This is a genomic window from Arthrobacter sp. ISL-95, from assembly GCF_018613695.1.
Taxonomy (GTDB): domain Bacteria; phylum Actinomycetota; class Actinomycetes; order Actinomycetales; family Micrococcaceae; genus Arthrobacter.
Genome location: NZ_JAGGPR010000006.1, coordinates 73,771 through 92,878, shown reverse-complemented (window position 1 = coordinate 92,878; position 19,108 = coordinate 73,771). Strand labels below are relative to the sequence as shown.

The following is a 19,108-nucleotide window of genomic DNA, read 5'->3' as shown; positions in this document are numbered from 1 at the left end:
AGGAAATAAAGGCATGGCAACAGGAACAGTTAAGTGGTTTAACGCTGAAAAGGGTTTCGGATTCATCGCCCCGGACGATGGAGGCCCAGACGTGTTTGCTCACTACTCAGCGATCACGTCGAGCGGATACCGTTCGCTGGAGGAGAACCAGAAGGTCCAATTCGACATCACGCAGGGCCCCAAGGGTCCGCAGGCGGAGAACATTCAACCCGCCTGAGTTCACAACATAAAGTTCACAATCAAGAGACCGGCCGGGCCTGGTGGCCTGACCGGTCTTTTGGCGTCTCTACGCCCGGCCTTTAAGAATCAGGTGCCAGTAAACCTGCGGGAACATGTCGCGGTCCACCCACCAGGAAAGCCGACTTTCCTTCCATGTGGGCACCTGAGGGATGGTGGGCATGGGCTGGTAACCATCATCGAACTCGGCAAAGACCACGGTGCTCCGCGAAACGGTGAATGGACAGACGGAGTATCCGTTGTACTTCGCACTGAGTGGTTCGCCTTTGCGGACCGAGAGCAGGTTTTCCGCCAGGACCTTCGTCTGCTTACGGAGCGCACCGCCGGCCTTCGAGTTCGTTGTTCCTGCAGCGTCGCCAAGTGACCAGACGTTGGGGTATCTGGGATGCCGCAACGTCTGCGTGTCCACCTCCACAAAGCCGTGGCGGTCTCCATCTGCAGGCAAGTCCGTGGTTTTGAGCCACTCCGGCGCTGACTGGGGCGGAACAGCGTTGAGGACGTCGTAGGGCAGCTCCTCCGAAGTGTGGTCCTTGATGCTCCGGATGGTTGCTGTTCGATCGGCAGGATTCACTGCCACCAGCTCGCTGTTTGTCCGCAACTCAATGCCGTACTCGGCGATCTTGCGGTCAAGCTCCCCATCAACTTGGGGAACGCCGAAGACTGTGGGATAGGGCTGGACCATAACAACCCGGATGTTCTCCAGAACGCCTTGTTCCCTCCAATAGTCACAGGCCAAGTACATCGGTTTCTGGCTGGCCCCGGCGCACTTGACAGGTCCTGAGGGCATGGTGAAGACGACGGTTCCGGACGTCATGGAGCTCAGGAGTGTCCAGAGCTTTGGCGCAAGCTCAAACTCGTAGTGCGATGAGCCGTACGCCGAGTGCACCGCCTCAGCCAGCCCCGGCACGGCATCCCAGTTGTACTGCAGCCCCGGGCACACAACGAGGTGCTCGTAGCTCACCGTGGACCCGGACGCCAGCGTCACCGAATTGGCCTTGGCATCCACATCCACAGCTTTGTCCTTGATCCAAGCCACACCCTTGGGGGTTACGGAATGCTGGCTCCGAACGGCTTCCTTCACCTCGGCCCGACCGCCGGCGATATGCGAGAACAGTGGCTGGTAGAGGTGGTGCTCCTTGGGTTCGATCAGGGCAATGTCCTTAATGCCGTACCGCTTCAAACGCGCGGCCAGGGACACGCCTGCATTGCCTCCGCCGATGATGACCACCTCGTGATGCTGTGCCATGCCACTAGTTCTTTTCGGTCAAAGCGGAGCCCTTGTGCGCTGCTCTGGCCCCGGTTTTCCCGGATTCCACCACGTATTGCGGCTCGTCCTCACTGGCCACGTGTTTGTTTCCGTCCAGTTCAAAGTCGCTGGTCTTCTTTTCCACGATCTTTCCGTGCGTCTTGCCCTGCGGGGTGTTCCACTCCACGCGTGTTCCCTTGCTCAGTGCCATGTCCGCTCCTAGTGTGGTGTCCCTCTCCAACTTCCACTGCTCCACAATAGTAAGCATGATGATCATTGGTGGTCACTCGGCGGAGCAGTCGGATTAAAGTGCTGTGGAAAGGACTTCTGATGCTGATCTGCGCTACCTGTGCCGTGGAACGCGACGAACCCGTGCCGGACCTCTGTCCGATGTGCGCCGACGAACGCCAGTACGTGCCCGAGGACGGACAACACTGGCTCACCTTGGACGAGCTGAGCCGGACAGGGCGGCAGGCATTACTGGAGCAAAATGAACCCGGGCTCATAGCGATCAGTACTGAGCCGAAGGTCGGCATCGGCCAAACTGCCCAGCTTGTGGTGACGCCCCAGGGTTCACTCCTGTGGGATCCTGTGGGTTATCTTGATGACAACGCAGTGCAATCGGTCCTTGAGCAGGGTCCGGTTGTGGCGATCGCCGCCAGCCATCCACACATGTTTGGTGTGCAGGTGGAATGGTCGCGCCGCCTTGGAAACGTCCCGGTCCTGGTGGCCGAGGCAGACCGCCAATGGCTCGGCCGCCATGACCCAAGCGTCGCATACTGGTCCGGCACTATAGAAATTGCAGAAGGATTGGCCCTGCATCAGACAGGCGGGCACTTCCCGGGCAGCGCCGTGGCGCACTGGGCAGCAGGAGCTGACGGCAAAGGAGTACTGCTGACCGGTGACACTGTTTTTCCCAATCCTGATCGGTGCACGGTCGCCTTCATGCGCAGCTATCCCAACCGATTACCGCTCTCCGGTGCCGTGGTGCTACGTATCGCCGCCCAGCTGGAGGGGCTTGAGTTCGATCGGATTTACGGCAACTTCAACAACGTCATCTCTTCCGGCGCGAAGGACGTTCTGCGCGACTCTGCCCAGCGGCATGCAGCATGGACACGGGGAGACTTCGACCACCTGACCTGAATTCCCCGCCGTAGTACTCGCGCAGCCTGGCCAGTCCTTCATCAAGGGAGACAGCAGGTGTCCAGTTGAGGAGTTCACGGGTTGCGCGTTGGTCGAACCAGTGCGCGGTGGAGAGCTGCTCAGCGAGGAACCGTGTCATGGGCGGTTCCTCTTCGCGTCCCGCCCAGGTCCACACCCTTTCCACTACCGCTCCGGCCGCCCGTGCCAGCCCGCCCGGCACAGACCACGACGGCGGGGCCACGCCGCCCGCTGCACAAATGCCTGACAGCAGCTCCCCGATCGGCCGGGGCTCGCCGTTGCTCACCACCACGGCCCTGCCATGGACGTGTTCCATGCGGTGCAGGGCTGCGACGATGGCCGACGCGGCATTGTCCACGTATGTCGTGTCGATCAGGGCCGCGCCGGAGTCGAGCAGCGGTAGGCGGCTGTGGCTGGCACGAGCGAGGACGCGTTCAACCAGCTGGGTGTCGCCGGGGCCCCATACAATATGGGGCCGCACTGCTGCCACCCTGAAGTCGGCACCATTTGCCGCGAGGGCCAGTAATTCAGCCTCAGCTTTGGTGCGGGCATAGTCTCCGCGCGCATGCCGTGGGTCGGCCTTCTCCGCACCTGCCCCCATGATGGCCGCTCCGGAGTGGGCCACAGATGGTGAGGAGACATACACTACGTCCCGCACCCCGGCAGCCCGGGCCAGATGCAGTAGCCGACGCGTTCCTTCAACATTGACTGCGTCGAACTCCGTGGCGCGGCCGGTGATGGAAACTTTGGCCGCAAGGTGGATGATTCCCTCCACACCGTTCACTGCCTGGCGGAGGGCAGCGTCGTCGTTGATGGATCCGCGGAAGTCTTCCACGCCCTCCACCCCCGACGAGCGGCGCTGAAACGAGACCACATCATGGCCTTGACGCACCAGTTGCCGAGCCACCTCGCTGCCAAGGAGCCCACTGGCACCAGTGACGAGTACCCTCATGGCTTCCCCGGACGGCCGCCGGCCAGCACCCGTGAAGCCCAGCGTGCCAGGCGTGTCCTGTCAATCTTGGCGTTATGCCTGATGTCGGTGGGTTGTGCAGGCACTACGAGCACGGCACTGACATCGACGCCGGCCTCGGAAGCTGCTCGTCGGACACGCCCTGCGAGTTGCGGCGCTGCGGGACCGGCCTTGGAAACTGGAGGAACGGTCTCGACCACGGCCACTACAGCTTGGGTCCCGCTCGGTCCAACTCCGGCGATGGCAGCAATCCGCACAGCGTCCAACTGTTCGATGCATTGCTCGGCACCAACCGGAGTCACTGCATTCCCGGGCGCCGTCACCACATGGGCAAGCCGTCCCTCCACCCAGAGGCGGCCTACGGCGTCGAAGTGGCCTACATCCCCCGTTCGGTGCCATCCGCTCAGGCCGGCACTCTGACGTTGAGTCAGCCAGAGCTTGTCATAGGCTTCTTTCACGTGCGGCGCGCTGACCAGTATCTCCCCCGTCACCCCGGCCTCAGTGCCGCGATGCTCTCCCGATGCTGTGCCATCTGCCGCCAGCGGGACGATCGCCAACCGGGTTCCGTGCACGGGCATGCCCACGCAGACTCCGTTGCCGGCTCCCAGGACTGTCCCGGCAGCGGCATCGGCACCGGCCGCCTGAATCTCCTCAAAGCTGATGTCAGTGACCGGCAACGCCTCAGTCATTCCGTAGGGCGTATGCAGGGAAGCCTGGGGCATCAACTGTTGCACTTCAGCAAGGAGGGACTCCGGGACCGGCGCGCCGGCGGATAGGAGCATCTCCACGTTTTCAAGAGCCTCCCTGAGTGCGCCGCTGAGGTCATCCCGGGTGGCGACGACATTACGCAAAGCCGCCGGGGAAGCGAAAACCACGGTCGCGTCAATGGCATTTACCGCCTCCGCCAGCGTCTTGGCCGTCAGGGTTCGGGGGGCAGTGACGTCCATGGCAGGGGTCACCGAAACAGCTCCCAGTGCCGGCCCCAGCAACGCAAAGGGCGCGAAACCCGCCACTAGCCTGGCGCCTGCACCGATCCCGAACGTGGCGGCAACCGTGTCCCGCATCGCAGCCAGCTGCCGGTGTGTGTACAGGACGCCCTTGGCGGGCCCGGTGGAGCCGGAGGTAAACAGCACGGCGGACGGCGCGTCCGGGTCCACGATCTCCACGTGCTTGTCTTCGGCGCGTTTGGCGCCGCTGTTCGCGCCGCTCTTTGTCAAAGCAGCCAGTGAAGTCTCGACACCGAGGATTCGACGGCGGGCGGTTGGGAGATCCTGAACGCTGATCCGGCGCCCAGGCCACCCAAGGACCGCGGCGGCGGCCAAAGCCTTGTCGATGCCAATCAGGAAATCAGCGGTAGCGCCCTTCACAGCGCGGCTCATCCCCTTGGTTCCCAGTCCGGCGTCGGCTACAACTACAACCGCACCCAACTTCAGGCAGGCGTACAGCGCAACGGTGAGGTCGGATCCAGGAGGAACCATCAGGCTTACGCGGCTGCCGCGTCCCACTCCGGCTTCACGCAAGCCCTCCACCAGATCCAGAATGCGCTGGTCCAACTGCTGCCAGCTAAGCGACCGACTCACGCTGCCGTCGGTCGCCATTTCGGCAACAGCGATCTCACCCATAACCGGCCCCGCCGCCAGTTCGGTCAGCGAGTCCCAAAGGGGTCGGAATGCTGCCCTGTCTTCTTCGGCTGGCTCCTCAGGCATCTGGCGGCCGTTGGCTACGGCGTACCGCGAGTCCCCACCGCTGATGTCGGTGCCGTGCACAGCAAGCCAGTCATAGACCGGCGCCGCAATATCCCTGTCCTCTGCCACCAAGTGTCCGGCACCTTCAAAGCGATGCACATCCGCGTGGGGAAGCCGGCCGATGAGGTCTTTGAGGTAACGGTCGGAGAAGATCGGATCCTTGGGACCCCACAACATCAATGCCGGAACCTTTAGCCCGCGCAAGCCCTCCGCTACTTGGTTCAGAGTTGGGTAGCTGGGGTGGGTAGTGTCTGCGGGGATGTCTGCCACAAAGTTCCCCACTCCGGCCCGGCGCCCGGCACCGCGATAGGGAGCCATGAAAGCCCTCCCCACGTCAGCCGGCAGCGGCGGGTTAGCCAGCGAGTGCGTCACGCGCAGAAAGGCATCCGACGTCGTAGTGCCCCACCGGTGCACGGCAGGATGCAAGGCGAGCCGGAGAGCCGGCGGGATTGGTGTATCAGCAGGGTGGTGGACGGCGGTGTTGGTCAGTACCACTCCTGTAAGGAGCTGCGGGTGCTCCAGAGCCCAGCCTGTACTGATCACTCCACCCCAGTCATGGCCAACCGTCACCACGGGTCCCTCCAGGCCCAGGGCATCCGTGAGGTCACCGAGGTCATTGATCCGGTCAGCCAGGCGCCGGAACGTGCCGGTGCGCTCGGAGTAGCCCATGTCCAACTGGTCCACCGCCACAACCCGCCACGGATGAGCCGTGTCCGCTCCGGCGCTTAACAGCGTCCGCCACAGATAGGACCAGGTAGGGTTGCCATGCACGCACAGCAAGGTACCGATCGGAGTCAAGCCACGGCGCGTGAGTTCGGCTCCGTTGTCCAGCAAATGCCAGCGACGCATCGCGCCGGGCGCGTCTACCTTGGACGTGGACCTTACCCGGATCGTCCGGGACCATGCGGGGTCAACGCCGGGCCAAGTGGCGGCTACCAAACGATCTCCACCATTCCTGCGTTCAGCCCGGACCCCACGCCCATGCACAGGACCCGGTCACCGGATGTTAGTGACTGAGCTTGGGCAGCGAGTGTCATGGGAAGCGATGCAGGACCCACATTGCCCCAGTGCGGGAAAGTGATGGGGACCTTATCCGGGTCCAGGTCTATGGCGTTGATGATCGCCTGGGTGTAGGCGTTGCTGACTTGATGAGTGACGTAACGGTCCATGCTGGCCCAATCCCACTCGGGCTGGGCCTCATGCCAGGCGTCCACCACAAGCTGCAGACCGCCGTCGAGCAATCCTTTGGTATCGGTGGACATGCCATCGATTCCGCCAACACACAGCTCGTGATGTTCCGTGCCGGCACGCATAACGCCTCCAACAAGCCGGTGTGCCCCCGGGTGCTCGTCAACAGGGCCCAGGACCGCTGCAGCAGCCCCGGATCCAAGTGTCAGCGTGGCGAATTCGCGGTTGAAATCTTCACGAGTGGTTTCAGGACGCTGGAGCCGCGCCAGGGTGGCTTCCTGTGTGCCTTGCGCGTCCTCGCCATTGACGATCACCGCGTACCTGATCTGTCCCGAATCGATCATATTTGCCGCCAGGATCAAGCCATTCACGAACCCGAGGCACGCGTTGGCCAAGTCAAAGTTCATGGCCGACGACGGCAAGCCGAGTTCGTGGTGAATCTTGACCGCCACGGACGGTTCGAGGTTGCGCCTCGTCACCGAAGTGTTGATCAACAAGCCAATTTCCGAGGCTTCGATGCCGGCCTCTGCCAAGGCTTTGGCACCTGCTTCCACGGCTGCGTCGTCGAACGACGTCCCGGCGGCCCACCAGCGGCGGTGCGTGATGCCCGCAACGCGCTCAAGCAATCGCGGCGGGAACTTCAGCCGCTGCAGGGTCGAAGCCAATCTCCGGTCGAAATCCGTGGAGCTCACTATCCTCGGAGCTTCTACGCTGCTCACCGAGAGCAGCGCGGTGTTGCTGTGCCGGAAGGTCGCATTCCCTGCCAAGTTAAGCCCCTGTTCGTTTCTGTCCTGCCTTCATGCGGTGACTGTACCCATAAAGTGCAACCCCAAGACGTTAACTATGCCGGTGTGAACCCGTTCCTGCATATTTGGCATGCGTCCCGCCGACGTGAGAGTGCACACTTATATCCCGGATACACCATGATGCCACCATAAAAATTACTCATTCGGCAACGAGCAGCGCCTGCGGCGCAGCCTGCTTGATCCGCGTTTTGAGCCAGCGGAGTTGGACTTCAGTCTCTTGATGGCACTGCTCCACCACGGACAAGAGTTCACTGTCGCGCAGGGCCTGCCCTGCTTGCTCCATCACCGTCCAGGTGATGTCCACCAAGCTGGCCAACACATAAAGGTCCTGCAGATCGCGTAGAAGACCCACCGGCCCGCTGCGGGTTTCCGATAGGCCCTGGGCGTGGAGCCTTTCCGGCTCATTATCCGAGCCCTCTTCCCCATAGCGCTCAACTACAGGTAACAGGAGGGCCACATGATGCTCGGACTGCCCACCCAGGCTCTGACACAGGAAATGGATATCCGGCTCGTCGCCGTGGCCCTCGGACACCTGGCGGAATGAACTTGCCAGGGTTTGTTCGCCCCGGTGGAGAAGGCCAAGGTAGATGTGGAGGTTCATGGCTCCCTCCGTTCCGGCCGGGACGCGGTGGTGAGTGGAGCCGGGGCCGGGCCAGCACCTTTTGCGATCCTCTCCACCCTTACGGCTGCGTTCTTGAAGATCGGTTGCTTGGACACCGGATCCCATTCAGTGAGGGTCAGTTCGTTGGCAGCGGTGGCGTGGCGGCCTGTTTCTCCGTCGTCGCTGTCCCAGTAGCCATAATGAAACGGCGCAAAGACCGTCCCCGGACGGACCCCGCTTACGCGGGCCGGAGCCTCAATTCGCCCCCTTCGCGATGTCACCCGCACTATGTCGCCCTCGGAAATTCCCAGCTCCGAAGCGTCCTGCACGGAAATCTCCACCCACATTTTGGGGGCGGCAGAATTGAGTTCACGGGAGCGTGCCGTCTTGGTGCGGGTATGAAAGTGATACGCCGTTCGTCCTGTGGTGTAACGGAGCGGATACTCACTGTCCGGTTCTTCGTGAGGTGGGTGATACTCCGTGGTCTTCAGAAAAGCCCGGCCGTCCGGTGCCGAAGCGCGATAGGACGCAGGCTCCACCTCGGCTCCGGTGAGCAGGTCGTGGCCGTAGTTTTCGCAATGATCCGGATCGGTGGGAAAGCGGCCATCTGCGTAGAGCCGGGTGGTGCCGTCAGGGTTGTCGTCATTGCATGGCCAAGGGATGCCGCTTCCGCCCCGCAGTTTTTCGTAGGTCAACCCCGTGTAGTCGCAAGGCCGTCCCCGCGAGCATTCCTTCCACGCCTCGAACGCTTCCTCAGGGCCTTCCCAGGTAAGCAATGGCGAGCCCTCCAGCGTTGTGAATCCCATGCGGCGGGAGTAGTCCAGGAAGATCGCCAGATCACTGCGGGCTTCACCAGGTGGATCCACGGCCTTATCCGAAACATGGACCACACGTGAGGCGTTGGTGAACGTTCCTGTCTTTTCGCCCCAAGCTGCTGCGGGTAGGACGACGTCGGCCAGTTCGGCCGTTTCGGTCAGATACATGTCCTGCACCACCAAAAACAGCTCGGGCTTGGCCAGGATGTTCCGGATCCGATGGAGCTCAGGCATGGACACAGCGGGGTTGGTGGCTGACACCCAGAGGAAATTGATGGATCCTTGCTCCGCATAGCGGAAAATCTGCAGGGCGTGAGTGGGCGGTGCCCAATGCGGAATGACGGCCGGGTCCACGTTCCACAGCTTCGCCAATTCCTGGATGTGCTCCTGGTTGCCCCAGTTACGGAAGCCCGGAAGGTCGCCGTCGGCACCGCATTCCCTGTTGTTTTGGGCTGTCGGTTGACCGTTCATTTGTAGAAGTCCGGCTCCCGGCCGGCCAAGCATGCCGCGCAACAGGTGCAGGTTATTGACCTGGCATGAGGCGGCCGTGGCCTGGGCCGACTGATAGAACCCTTGCAACACAGTGGACAGCACACTGCTTGAGGTACCAAAGATTCGCGCCGCTTCCCTGATGTCGGCGGCAGCGACCCCGCAGACCTCGGCAGCAACCGCGGGGGTCCATTTCTCCACAGTGCGTCTCAGCTCATCGAAGCCAAGTGCGTGCTGTTGGACGTACCCGGAGTCGAACCACCCGTTCTCGAGGACTTCACGGATCAGAGCGTGCATGAGCGCCAGATTGGTGCCGGGCCGGACTGCTAAATGAACGCTTGCATGCCGTGCCGCCTCGGTATTCCGGGGATCAACGCAAACCAGTTTGGGCGGTGTAGGTCCGCTAAGACGGTCCAGAATGCGGGACCAGAGAACCGTCTGTGTTTCCGGCATGTTGTGGCCATAGAGGAAGATTGCGTCGGCAGAGTCGATGTCCTCGTAGGCGCCGGGCTGCCCGTCCGCTCCAAAGGTCTCTTTCAGGGCTGATGCGGCTGTTGCCGTGCACAACCGGGTGTTGCCGTCCATGTGGGGGGTCCCGATGCCTGCCTTGCCGATCACGGCCAAAGCGTAATACTCCTCCAGAAAGAGTTGACCGCTGGTGTAGAAGCCGTGGCTTAGGGGGCCTTTGTCAGCCAGCAATTGCTTGCTTCGTTCCACCACCCGGCTCATGGCAGTGTCCCAATCGGTCTCCACCAAAGAATCGCCTTCGCGGATCAAGGGCCGGGTCAGGCGGTCTTTGTTTGCCACGCCCTGCCAACTGGCAAACAGGCCTTTCGGCCCAAGACGTCCCTTGTTCACGCGATCCTCGGCGCGACCCCGGATGCCCACCATGACACCGTCTTTGACGGCAATGTCACAGCCACAGCCGTTGCTGCACAGCACGCAGGCTGATTGGACCCATTGGTCGACGTCGCCTTCGCTGAGACCCCCATCCAGTGCGAAGTCCACCCGGACCGGCCAGTCTCCTCCGGCAGGAAAGGGTGTTCTGGTTCCCCAAATGTCGGTGATGCGATCCGCCATCATGCACCTCGAATAGCTAAATGTCCTGAAGTCTTTCCAGAACTATCAGCATACTTACCATCAGTCCAAAGGCAATGTCACCCAGCTGCGCGCCGGGCACTTTTGCATCTACTGGACACCTAGCTTTCCCGCGCCTTCCGGGTCGCGGCGTCGTTTGCCTTCTGAAGCGCTTCCACCAGCTGATTCTTATCCATTTTTGAGCGGCCCTTGATGTCCATTTCCTTCGCGCGGCGGTAGAGATGCTCCTTGGAAGCATGGGCATCCACTCCCCCGGCCGTGGGCTTGCTGGAGTCCACCCCTTCCTCGGCCCGGTCGTCTGAAGGTCCGCGTTCCTCCTTGGGTTCCCAATGATCGCCCACCTTCTCGTAACTGTGCTTCAGTGCAGCGAAAGCCGTCCGGGCCGACCGGCTCGGATCGTTGTCATAGGTCTCCATTGCCGAATCGTAGGTCTTGGCAAAAGTGTCCCGGGCTTTCTGCTCCGAGCGCTGCAGGGTGGACGGCAGCTCGTCCTTGCGGGCGTGATCATTCTTTCCGGTCTTGGGCATGGCACTCAAACTCCCTGCATCCTGGTTGTCCTCGGGTGATCCAAGTCTGAAGGCAACCAAGGGCCCGGATCAAGAACCGGGGCCGGATAAGGTCTCCTGTGCCCTCTACCACCAGGTGGGGCCATGCACCCCTCTGGGAGACCGAAGTAAATTCCACCAGAGGCCGCCGCCAACGTCTCCTACCCGGGCTGGTCACGGCGGCAGAGCCGCCCGGCACAGGTCTCCCCTCCGCATGCCCTGTCATACCAACAGCCTGCGGCTAAAGCGCGGCCCTGAATTTCTTCAGGTGCAGGCCACGGCACGGTATGGCAGCGGAGACCAGGGCCTGGCTGTGCTGATGCTGCGGGTCCGCAAAGAACCTGTCCGTGTCAGTGAGCTCCACAAGGCATCCTTGGTAGAGGACAGCCACCCGTTGGCACATATGCCGCACCACGTCCATGTCATGGGTGATGATCACCAAAGTCAGCGCGCGGTCCCGATGGAGTCGCTGGAGCAGGTCAAGAATGGTCCGCTGGGTCAGCGCATCCAAAGCGGACGTTGCCTCGTCACAGATAAGAACTTCGGGCTCCAAAAGCAACGCCCGGGCAATGGTGACCCGCTGTAATTGCCCACCTGAGCATTGACCTGGCCGCCGGTCCAGGAGTGCCGGATCCAACTCCACTTCTTCCATTGCTGAAGTAAGCTTCCGGGACCGCTCCTCTGCCGAGAGCTCGTTCTCTGATCGGAGCGGTGCTTCAAGGCTGGCTCGGAGTGTCATGCGCGGATCGAAGGAATCGTGGGGCTCCTGGAACACCAGTTGCACGGCTGTTGCCCTTGTGTCATTTGCCATGAGCGTCCTGCTGATGCTGCCACTGCTGATGCCTTCCAACCCAACAATGGCCCGGGCGAGCGTGCTCTTCCCTGATCCTGATTGGCCGAGGATGCCCAGGATTTCGCCTTGTTGGACCTCCAGTGAGATCGAGTCCAAGGCAGGGCGCCCGCCGCGCTTTCCGGATCCGAACTGCTTGACCACGTTGGTCAGTTTCAGGGCACTGCGCTGGTGCTTGGGGGGCGCCGGGATACCGGTGGGCGCCAGGTTGGACGCTTCAAGGAGTCTGCGGGTGTACTCGGTCTTGGGGCTGCCAAGAACCGATTCCGTGGTGCCGGATTCAACGATCACGCCCGCGTCCATCACCAGGACCCTGTCCGCAAAGGCAGCCACCGAGGCAAGGTTGTGGGTGATGTAGAGGATCCCCAGGCCGCGCTGGATCCGTTGCCGGTCCAGCAGCTCAAGGATTTGTTGCTCCAACACCTTGTCCAGTGCGGATGTTGGTTCGTCCGCCAGGAGGATCTCGGGCTGGCCAGCCAGGGCCATAGCCGTCATGGCCCGCTGCGCCATGCCGCCGGAGAGCTGATGCGGGTAGGAGCGCGCACCCCTCCGCGGGTCCTCGAAGCCCACCTCTGCCAGCAATTCAAGAGCCTTCGCCTTCGCCGCATGGCCGCGTAGGCCGCCATGCAGTTTGAGGGGTTCCCGGAGATGGGCTCCGATGCTTTTGTTGGGATTGAACATCTTTTTTGGCTGCTGGAACAGCATTCCCAGCCGACCACCCCGGATGCGGTTCAGCTCTGCTTCCGGCGCTCCGGCAACGTCCAGCGACCCGAGGCGGATGGAGCCGGATTCAATCCTCAACGGCTGAGGCAACAACTGCAGAACTGATCGTGCGGTCATGGTCTTCCCCGAGCCCGAACCGCCAACGAGCGCCACAAATTCGCCTGGTTTGACGGTCAGGCTGACGCCGGTCAGGATGGGGCGGCCCATGTTCCCGCCCCGGACGCTCAGATCCTCAATCACCAGCTCAGGCATGCTGGCCCTCCACTATCAGGACGTCCACCGGATCCGAGGCACGGCGCGAAGCCCTTTGACCAATGAGCGTCACGCACAGGGCAACCAGGAAGACAGCGAGCCCGGGGGCGATGATCCCCCATGGCGCCCTCTCGGCGTACGGTTGCGCTGCAGCCAGCATGGAACCCCAGTCCGATTGCGGTGGTTGGACGCCGAGTCCGAGGTAGGACAAGGCACCTACGCTGATCAGGAGCTGACCAAAGCGCAACGTTGCCTGACCCAGCATCGGGGCCGCCAGATGCGGGAGGATGTGGCGGAAAACAATGAACGACGGCGAACAGCCCACCACCCTCGCTGCTTCAACAAAGCCGCGCGCCGAGATGTCATAGGCCAGCGTCCGGGCCAACCGCGCAAACGGCGTCCACCCTGTCACAGTCAATGCCACCAGCAGGGAGGTGAAGCCAGTGCCCATGGCAGCCACAATGAATAACGCCACCACCATCTCCGGCAAGGCGAGCAGGACGTCATTGGTGCGCGTGAAGAACTCGTCCAGCCAGCCTTTGCGGCGGGCACTGAGCACACCCACCACCAAACCGATGATGCCGGTGAGTACTGTGGCCAGTGCGGCCACCACCAATGAGAAGCGGCCGCCGTCGAGCAATCGGCTTAGCGTGTCCCGCCCCAGGTGGTCCGTTCCCAGCCAATGCGTGACGCTGGGCGGTGCAAGACGTGCGGCCAGGTTCTGATCGTCAGGAGGAAACGGCGCCAACCAGGGCGCTGCCGCCACGGCGGTGACAATGAGGACGAGGATCACGACGGCGGCGGCGTCGATCGCTGAACGGTTACGCAAGGGCGCCACTCACTTTCGGGCTCAGGATCCTATGCAGGAAATCGGCGAGCGTAGTGATCGCAACAGCCAATGCCACAACCACCACCACACCGCCCTGCGCCAGCGGGATGTCGCTGTTGACCACGGCATCGAACAGGAGCCTGCCCATGCCTGGAATCGCGAAGATCACCTCAACAATCACCGAACCGCCCAGCAGCCCGGCGAGCCACACCGCAAACAGTGTGGACAGAGGCACCAGGCCGTTCGGTACAACATGCCGCATGACTGTTTGACCGTGGCTCAGTCCCCGGGCGCGTGCGGCGGAAATATGCTCGGCATCGAGGGCATCGATCATCCCTGCCCGCACGGCCGAAGTGAAGAAGCTGATGGGTCGCAACGCCAACGTCGCCGCCGGAAGCACAATGGAGGACGCCGTGTTCCATCCCGCCGAGGGCAGTACGGAGAGCTTGAGGGCAAACAGCAGAACCAACAGGGGCGCCAGCCAGTACTCAGGCATGGCAATGAAGGACTGTGTGACCGTGGTGATGAGTTTGTCCGTTCTGCTGCCTTGTTTCAGTGCAGCAACGATTCCCAGAGGCAGCGACACCACCACGGCAGTGACCAGTGCGACGATCACCAGGCTCAGGGTGATCCCCAAGGCCGGCATCACCTGATCAACCACGGGTGTCCTGCTGATATGGGATAACCCCATATCCCCGGTGAAGAAGTCCCCCAGCCACCGCAGGTATTGCACGGGAAGGGGATCGTTCAGTCCCAGGCTCTCGGCCAAGGCCCGAACCGTGGCGTCGTCCACCACATCCCCGGCCACACGGGAACGGATGATCTTCCGGACGGGATCACCCGGGGTGACGTAGGGAATCAGGAAAACAGCGAAAGACGACAGCAGGACGGCGACCACGAGGGTCGCCGTCCGCTTTACAAGGAACGTGATCATACCGGCTTGTCTGACGGTGGCAGATTCGGTTGTTAGGAGCCGGACTTGGCCGTTTGCGCGGTCAGGACGTAGCGGGACAGCGGATCTTGAACGTAAGAGAGGACGTTGCTGCGGACGGCGTCGGTGGCTTGTTCGTTGACCAGCCAGAGGTTGACTGCTTGGTCATTGAGCAGTTGACCGGCCTTGGCATAGAGCTTGTAGCGGTCCTCGGTGTTGGAGGTGCCGGCAGCCTCACCAATGATGGCGTCGTACTCTTCATTGCAGTAATGGCTGAGGTTGTACGAGCCCTTGCACGTGTAGTCGGCCGTGAGGAAGCCAATGGGATCAGCGATGTCGATGAGCCGGTTGCGCTGACTCAGGATCATGTCGTAGTTCCCCGCCAGGACGTCGGGTTCGGCGGAGGCGTACTCCTTGGCCTGGATGGCGACAGGAACACCGATGTTCTTGAGGTTGTCCTGAATCACGGTTGCGACGTCGGCGAATTCGGCGCGTTCAACAATTGCAATGATTTCCAACGGCTTTGCCGCAGTGTAGCCGGCGTCAGCGAGGAGCTTCTTGGCTTCCTCAACATTCTGCTTGGGCGAACTTGCATCGCTGGACGCCCACGGTTCCGAAGGCGCATAGGGGCCGGCTGCCGGAAGCGCAGCGCCCTCGTAGACGCTGGCCGCCAACGCTTCAAGGTCCAGTGCCGAGCGGAGTGCCTTGCGGAAATCGACGTTGTCAAAAGGTGCCCGGCCGTTGTTCATGTACAGCGTGGCCGTGCGTGGTGAATCAGCCTTCACCACGGAGACTTCGGGTGCATTCTCCAAGGTGGACAAGGCAGAGGCAGGGATGGAAAGGGAAATATCAGCCTCTCCGGTCTGTACCTGCGCGGCGCGGGTAGCACCGTTGGTGATGAAGCGGACCTCAGCGCCTGCCAACTGCACATCTCCGCCCCAGTAATTTTCATTGCGATCCAGCGTCAGGGATTGCTTCGCCTTCTCCGATACCGGAGTAAACGGTCCGGTGCAATGACCGAAGGGGTCCACAGTGGCGCCTCCGTAGGCGGCCGGAGCGAGAATGCCGGTGTTCACGCTTGCAAGGCGGAATGGCACCAGCGGGTTCTCCACGGGCGTGGTCACACGAACAGTCCTTGCATCAGTGGCTTGGACAGCACTCACGACGCTTGGGCTGAACGCCCTGGCAGGCACTTTGGCCTTGAGGACGTGATTCAGCGAGGCGGCCACAGCTTCTGCGGTGAGATCGGTGCCATCCTGGAATTTCACGCCTTCACGGATGGTGAAGTCCCATTCCAACGGTGAAGCCTGCTTCCACTCTGTGGCAAGGAAAGGAACTACTTTCCCTTGCGCGGAATCGTACTTGGTGAGGGTTTCCAAGCAGCCGGACAATGACAGGATGTACGCGGCGTCGGACTCAGGGGCCCAGTTGGCCACGGGTGCGCGGAAGTTGTCCACCACGATGCGCTGATCGGTGTCGGCCGCCTTTTCGGCGGAACCAGGCCCAGGCTGGCCGCCGCTAAGGCCGCAACCGGAAAGAGTGAGGAGGGCTGCCAGCCCGAGAGCTGCCGTGGATCGGCTGGGAGTGCGCAAAGGGAACCGCCTGCTATTTATGCCCGAACAGGTGGGCATGAGGAAAGTGAAGACTATTTAGGTTAGCCTTACCTGCTCCAATCTGGAAATTAACGTTCCCTCGAACCGTAATAGTGTGTGCAGGTTCACGGCCTTGCCTGAGGGGGAATCAAACTCAGGAAACAGCAACGAATCCAAGCCGTTTGTCCACCATATTCTCCAACGGTTCACCTCGGCTGAAGCGCTTCAAGTTTGCCACAAACAGCTTCCCAAGATCATCGAGATATTCTTCGGTGTCCCCACTCATGTGCGGGGTGAGGATGACGTTGTCCATACTCCACAAGGGATGATCGGCGGGCAGCGGTTCCGGATGGACAACATCCAGCGCCGCCCCGGCGATGGCTCCCGAACGGAGCGCGTCCACAAGCGCATCCGTGTGCACCAGTTCTCCCCTGCCCACATTGATCAGATGGGCTGTTAGCTTCATGGCCGAAAGGACGTCAGCGTCTACCAGGCCTTTGGTGTCTTCGGTCAACGGGGCAGCCAACACCACATAGTCGAAGTCACGGACAACCAACGCCAGGTCTTTCGAAGAGCGGATCTCCTCGAAGTGCTCATCTCCGGGGCGGCTGCTCCGCCCGGCCCCGCTGACGCGCAGGCCAACAGCATGGAACAGAGACGCAATTTCCAGTCCTATGGATCCTGTTCCCGCCACCAGCGCACTTTGGCCCTGGATTTTCCGTGTGACCCGGTGCTGCCAGCGTCCGGCCTGCTGGAGCCTGAGTGAACCTTGCGCGTCTTTGGCAATGTCCAGGACAAACCCCAGGGCGAACTCGGCAATAGCCCGGCTCAGGACTCCGCGTGAATTGGTGTACATCACGTCGCTGTTGATCAGGTCTTCGAACAGGAGCTGGCTGACGCCTGCCGCTGATACATGGACCCATATCAGTGACGAGGCCGCAGCCCAGCTCTGCCGGAGTGCAGGCGAGAAGGAATGCCATTGGTACAGCACATCAGCACCTGCCGACCCCTCCGAGCCTGCCACGGCCTCTGCAAGTCCCTCAGATGTGGTCAGGCGGACCTCCGCCAGTTCCTTGATCTCATCCAAGCGGGGCGGCAGTGCCTCGCGGTACAGGACAGCGACGACAGGTCTCTTACTCTCGCGAGATGCCGAGCAGTGGCCAGCAGATACCACGGGTTGGCCTTTCGCCTCGTAGCTGATCTAGAGCCCGAGGTGCTTGTTGAGCTCGTCCAACGACGCAACGGTGGTGTAGTCGTAACCCCCGGTTATGGGGTCGTAGCCACGGTCCAACAGGACAAGGTTTCGGAATCCCAGGTCGTGCATGGGATGCATGTCGTAGCGTGTGTGGGAGGAAACATGCAGGAAGTCCTCCGGCTTGGCGTTCAGGGCGTCCAACATGTATTCGAAGGCTTGATATCTGGGCTTGTACGCCTGGGCCTGCTCCGCAGTCAGCACCGCATGGTAATCGGCGCCGAGCTTGGGAATGCTGATGTCCAGGAAGCCGGTATCCGCGTTGGACAAAGCAACCAATTTATAGTTTTCGCCCATGAGCTTCAGCGGCGCCGGCACGTCCTTGTGGGCAACCCAGCCGCGGACGGCGTCAGCGAATGCTGCGCCTGCACCTTCGGTAGGCCCAATGCCCCAGCGCTTGCACACACGGTCAAAAGAATCCTGAAGGATCTGCTCATACGGCTTATAGTCCCCAAGGACTTCGTCAAAGCGGTATCCACGGAACTGCTTCTTGAAGGTTGGCCATTGCTCTTCAGAGATACGTCCATCGAGCAGACGCTGCGTGGTGGGATCGAGGTCGAAATTGATCAGCGTGCCGTAGACGTCGAAGGAGATGTATTTCGGCCTGAGATTGTTGAATGCCATATTGATTCCATTTCTTGCGGGGGTCACAGCACGGGCTCCATTGCTACTCTAGTCAGCACCCGCATCGCGACTAGCCTCAGAGATAGTCGCCGCCACGCTCACGGGCAATTTCCAGCAGGGTTGAGTGGAAAGCCACCTCCGCGGGCGCATAGACCTTGTCCTGGCGCTGGGCCAGGAGAACGCGGCGTAGGGGTGCCTCGGCGCCGAGGCTGAGGATCCTTACATCCGGATGCTGCAGGGCCACTGCTGTCTTGGGGACGATTGCCACGCCCATGCCCACGCTGACCATGGCCTGAGCTTCCTGGTAATCGTTGGCAAGGAAACCGATGTTCGGTTCAAAGCCGGCGTCGTGGGCGGAGCGTTGAAGTACCTCCACTACCGGGTGAGCCTCCGCCCGGACTATCCATGACTCCTTTCGGAGGTCTTTCATTGTCACTTCGTCGCGGTCTGCCAAGGGGTGTCCCTTGGCCACCAGGATCACCGTGCTTTCCTGGAAAACTTCCGTGATCCGGATTGCTTCGTCATTGAACCGGTTCCAGGGGTAGTCCCAAAGCAAGCACAACCCCGTCACGCCGGATTCCAGATCCGAGACGAGCTCGTCGAAGCGGGCGCTGCGCACGGAGAGGCCAATGGCCGGATACCTCTTCTTGAAGGCGCGTATTACCAGGGGCAGGAATGAACCGGCCAGCGTGGGGAACGTGCCCACTGTCAACGAGCCACGATTCAAACCGGCGATCTGGCCGAGGTCGGACCGGGCGGCACGCATCTGCCCTACGATCTTCCGGGCATGACCCGCCAGTACCTGACCCGCCTCTGTGGGGACAACCCCGCGGGACCGACGATTGAGCAGCGGCTGGCCCACTTCCTGCTCCAACTTACGCAGCTGCTGTGAGACCCCCGACGGCGAATACATCATGATATCTGCCGCCGCAGTGATCGATCCCTGCTCTACCACCTCCACCAGGAGGGCGAGCCTGCGGATGTCGAATAAATCCAGGTTCTCATCGTTAAGCATTGCTTCACTCTTCTCCCTATTTGGTTCATTCTATGCACCAGTGCGGCGTAAAGCTGGTGTTACAGTGTGAAAAACCGTGGCTGGGAGATTTTCATCATGCTTTCGGAGCTGGACACGTACTGATTGAAGAGTTGCTACA

General features: G+C 61.5%; 17 protein-coding genes. 2 read left to right on the top strand and 15 right to left on the bottom strand.

All coding sequences use genetic code 11. The features are described from left to right. The first annotated feature begins 13 nt into the window (after nucleotides 1-13). Nucleotides 14-217 (top strand): cold-shock protein, encoded by a 204-nt coding sequence (locus J7I86_RS11230; RefSeq protein WP_014921815.1) that lies wholly within the window; start codon nucleotides 14-16, stop codon nucleotides 215-217. Between the two features lie 69 nt (nucleotides 218-286). Here the strand turns inward: J7I86_RS11230 and J7I86_RS11225 are convergent, their stop codons facing one another. Both J7I86_RS11225 and J7I86_RS11220 read right to left on the bottom strand, forming a co-directional pair. Then, on the bottom strand, nucleotides 287-1,483 hold the full coding sequence (locus J7I86_RS11225; protein ID WP_214819831.1) for an NAD(P)/FAD-dependent oxidoreductase: 1,197 nt from the start codon (nucleotides 1,481-1,483) through the stop codon (nucleotides 287-289). A 4-nt stretch (nucleotides 1,484-1,487) separates the two neighbouring features. Further along, nucleotides 1,488-1,694, bottom strand: coding sequence for a DUF2945 domain-containing protein (locus J7I86_RS11220; protein ID WP_214819829.1), 207 nt, complete (start codon nucleotides 1,692-1,694; stop codon nucleotides 1,488-1,490). Nucleotides 1,695-1,813: 119 nt separating this feature from the next. Between J7I86_RS11220 and J7I86_RS11215 the strand changes: the two genes are divergently transcribed. Further along, nucleotides 1,814-2,626 carry an MBL fold metallo-hydrolase gene (locus J7I86_RS11215; RefSeq protein ID WP_214819827.1) on the top strand — a complete coding sequence of 271 codons (813 nt, stop codon included), beginning with the start codon at nucleotides 1,814-1,816 and terminating at the stop codon, nucleotides 2,624-2,626. Here J7I86_RS11215 and J7I86_RS11210 read toward each other — a convergent pair. From J7I86_RS11210 to J7I86_RS11150, 13 genes are all read right to left on the bottom strand, one after another. Further along, entirely contained in the window at nucleotides 2,538-3,596 is a 1,059-nt protein-coding gene (locus tag J7I86_RS11210) for an NAD(P)-dependent oxidoreductase (protein WP_214819825.1), read from the bottom strand. The genes J7I86_RS11215 and J7I86_RS11210 overlap by 89 nt on opposite strands. Further along, entirely contained in the window at nucleotides 3,593-6,298 is a 2,706-nt protein-coding gene (locus J7I86_RS11205; RefSeq protein ID WP_214819822.1) for an alpha/beta fold hydrolase, read from the bottom strand. The genes J7I86_RS11210 and J7I86_RS11205 overlap by 4 nt, the downstream gene beginning before the upstream one ends. Further along, complete coding sequence (locus tag J7I86_RS11200; protein WP_214819820.1) at nucleotides 6,292-7,314, bottom strand: 3-oxoacyl-ACP synthase III; 1,023 nt, start codon at nucleotides 7,312-7,314, stop codon at nucleotides 6,292-6,294. Before J7I86_RS11200 ends, J7I86_RS11205 begins: the two co-directional genes overlap by 7 nt. Before the next feature lie 178 nt (nucleotides 7,315-7,492). Next, nucleotides 7,493-7,954 (bottom strand): hypothetical protein, encoded by a 462-nt coding sequence (locus J7I86_RS11195; RefSeq protein ID WP_214819818.1) that lies wholly within the window; start codon nucleotides 7,952-7,954, stop codon nucleotides 7,493-7,495. Beyond that, entirely contained in the window at nucleotides 7,951-10,338 is a 2,388-nt protein-coding gene (locus J7I86_RS11190) for a molybdopterin oxidoreductase family protein (RefSeq protein ID WP_214819901.1), read from the bottom strand. The genes J7I86_RS11195 and J7I86_RS11190 overlap by 4 nt, the downstream gene beginning before the upstream one ends. 119 nt (nucleotides 10,339-10,457) lie before the next feature. Beyond that, a complete protein-coding gene (locus J7I86_RS11185) occupies nucleotides 10,458-10,883 on the bottom strand; it encodes a ChaB family protein (protein WP_214819815.1) in 426 nt (141 codons plus the stop codon). A 259-nt stretch (nucleotides 10,884-11,142) separates the two neighbouring features. Then, a complete protein-coding gene (locus J7I86_RS11180) occupies nucleotides 11,143-12,726 on the bottom strand; it encodes an ABC transporter ATP-binding protein (RefSeq protein WP_214819813.1) in 1,584 nt (527 codons plus the stop codon). Further along, nucleotides 12,719-13,564 carry an ABC transporter permease gene (locus tag J7I86_RS11175; RefSeq protein WP_214819811.1) on the bottom strand — a complete coding sequence of 282 codons (846 nt, stop codon included), beginning with the start codon at nucleotides 13,562-13,564 and terminating at the stop codon, nucleotides 12,719-12,721. The genes J7I86_RS11180 and J7I86_RS11175 overlap by 8 nt, the downstream gene beginning before the upstream one ends. Continuing rightward, entirely contained in the window at nucleotides 13,548-14,489 is a 942-nt protein-coding gene (locus J7I86_RS11170; protein WP_214819809.1) for an ABC transporter permease, read from the bottom strand. Before J7I86_RS11170 ends, J7I86_RS11175 begins: the two co-directional genes overlap by 17 nt. Nucleotides 14,490-14,521: 32 nt before the next feature. After that, nucleotides 14,522-16,117, bottom strand: coding sequence for an ABC transporter substrate-binding protein (locus J7I86_RS11165; RefSeq protein ID WP_214819807.1), 1,596 nt, complete (start codon nucleotides 16,115-16,117; stop codon nucleotides 14,522-14,524). 115 nt (nucleotides 16,118-16,232) lie between these two features. After that, nucleotides 16,233-17,165 (bottom strand): D-2-hydroxyacid dehydrogenase, encoded by a 933-nt coding sequence (locus J7I86_RS11160; protein WP_286179663.1) that lies wholly within the window; start codon nucleotides 17,163-17,165, stop codon nucleotides 16,233-16,235. Between the two features lie 114 nt (nucleotides 17,166-17,279). Next, a complete protein-coding gene (locus tag J7I86_RS11155) occupies nucleotides 17,280-17,954 on the bottom strand; it encodes a haloacid dehalogenase type II (RefSeq protein ID WP_214819802.1) in 675 nt (224 codons plus the stop codon). 76 nt (nucleotides 17,955-18,030) lie between these two features. Next, the gene (locus tag J7I86_RS11150; RefSeq protein ID WP_214819800.1) at nucleotides 18,031-18,969 is read right to left on the bottom strand and encodes a LysR family transcriptional regulator; all 939 of its coding nucleotides are present in this window, start codon (nucleotides 18,967-18,969) and stop codon (nucleotides 18,031-18,033) included. Between the last annotated feature and the right edge of the window lie 139 nt (nucleotides 18,970-19,108).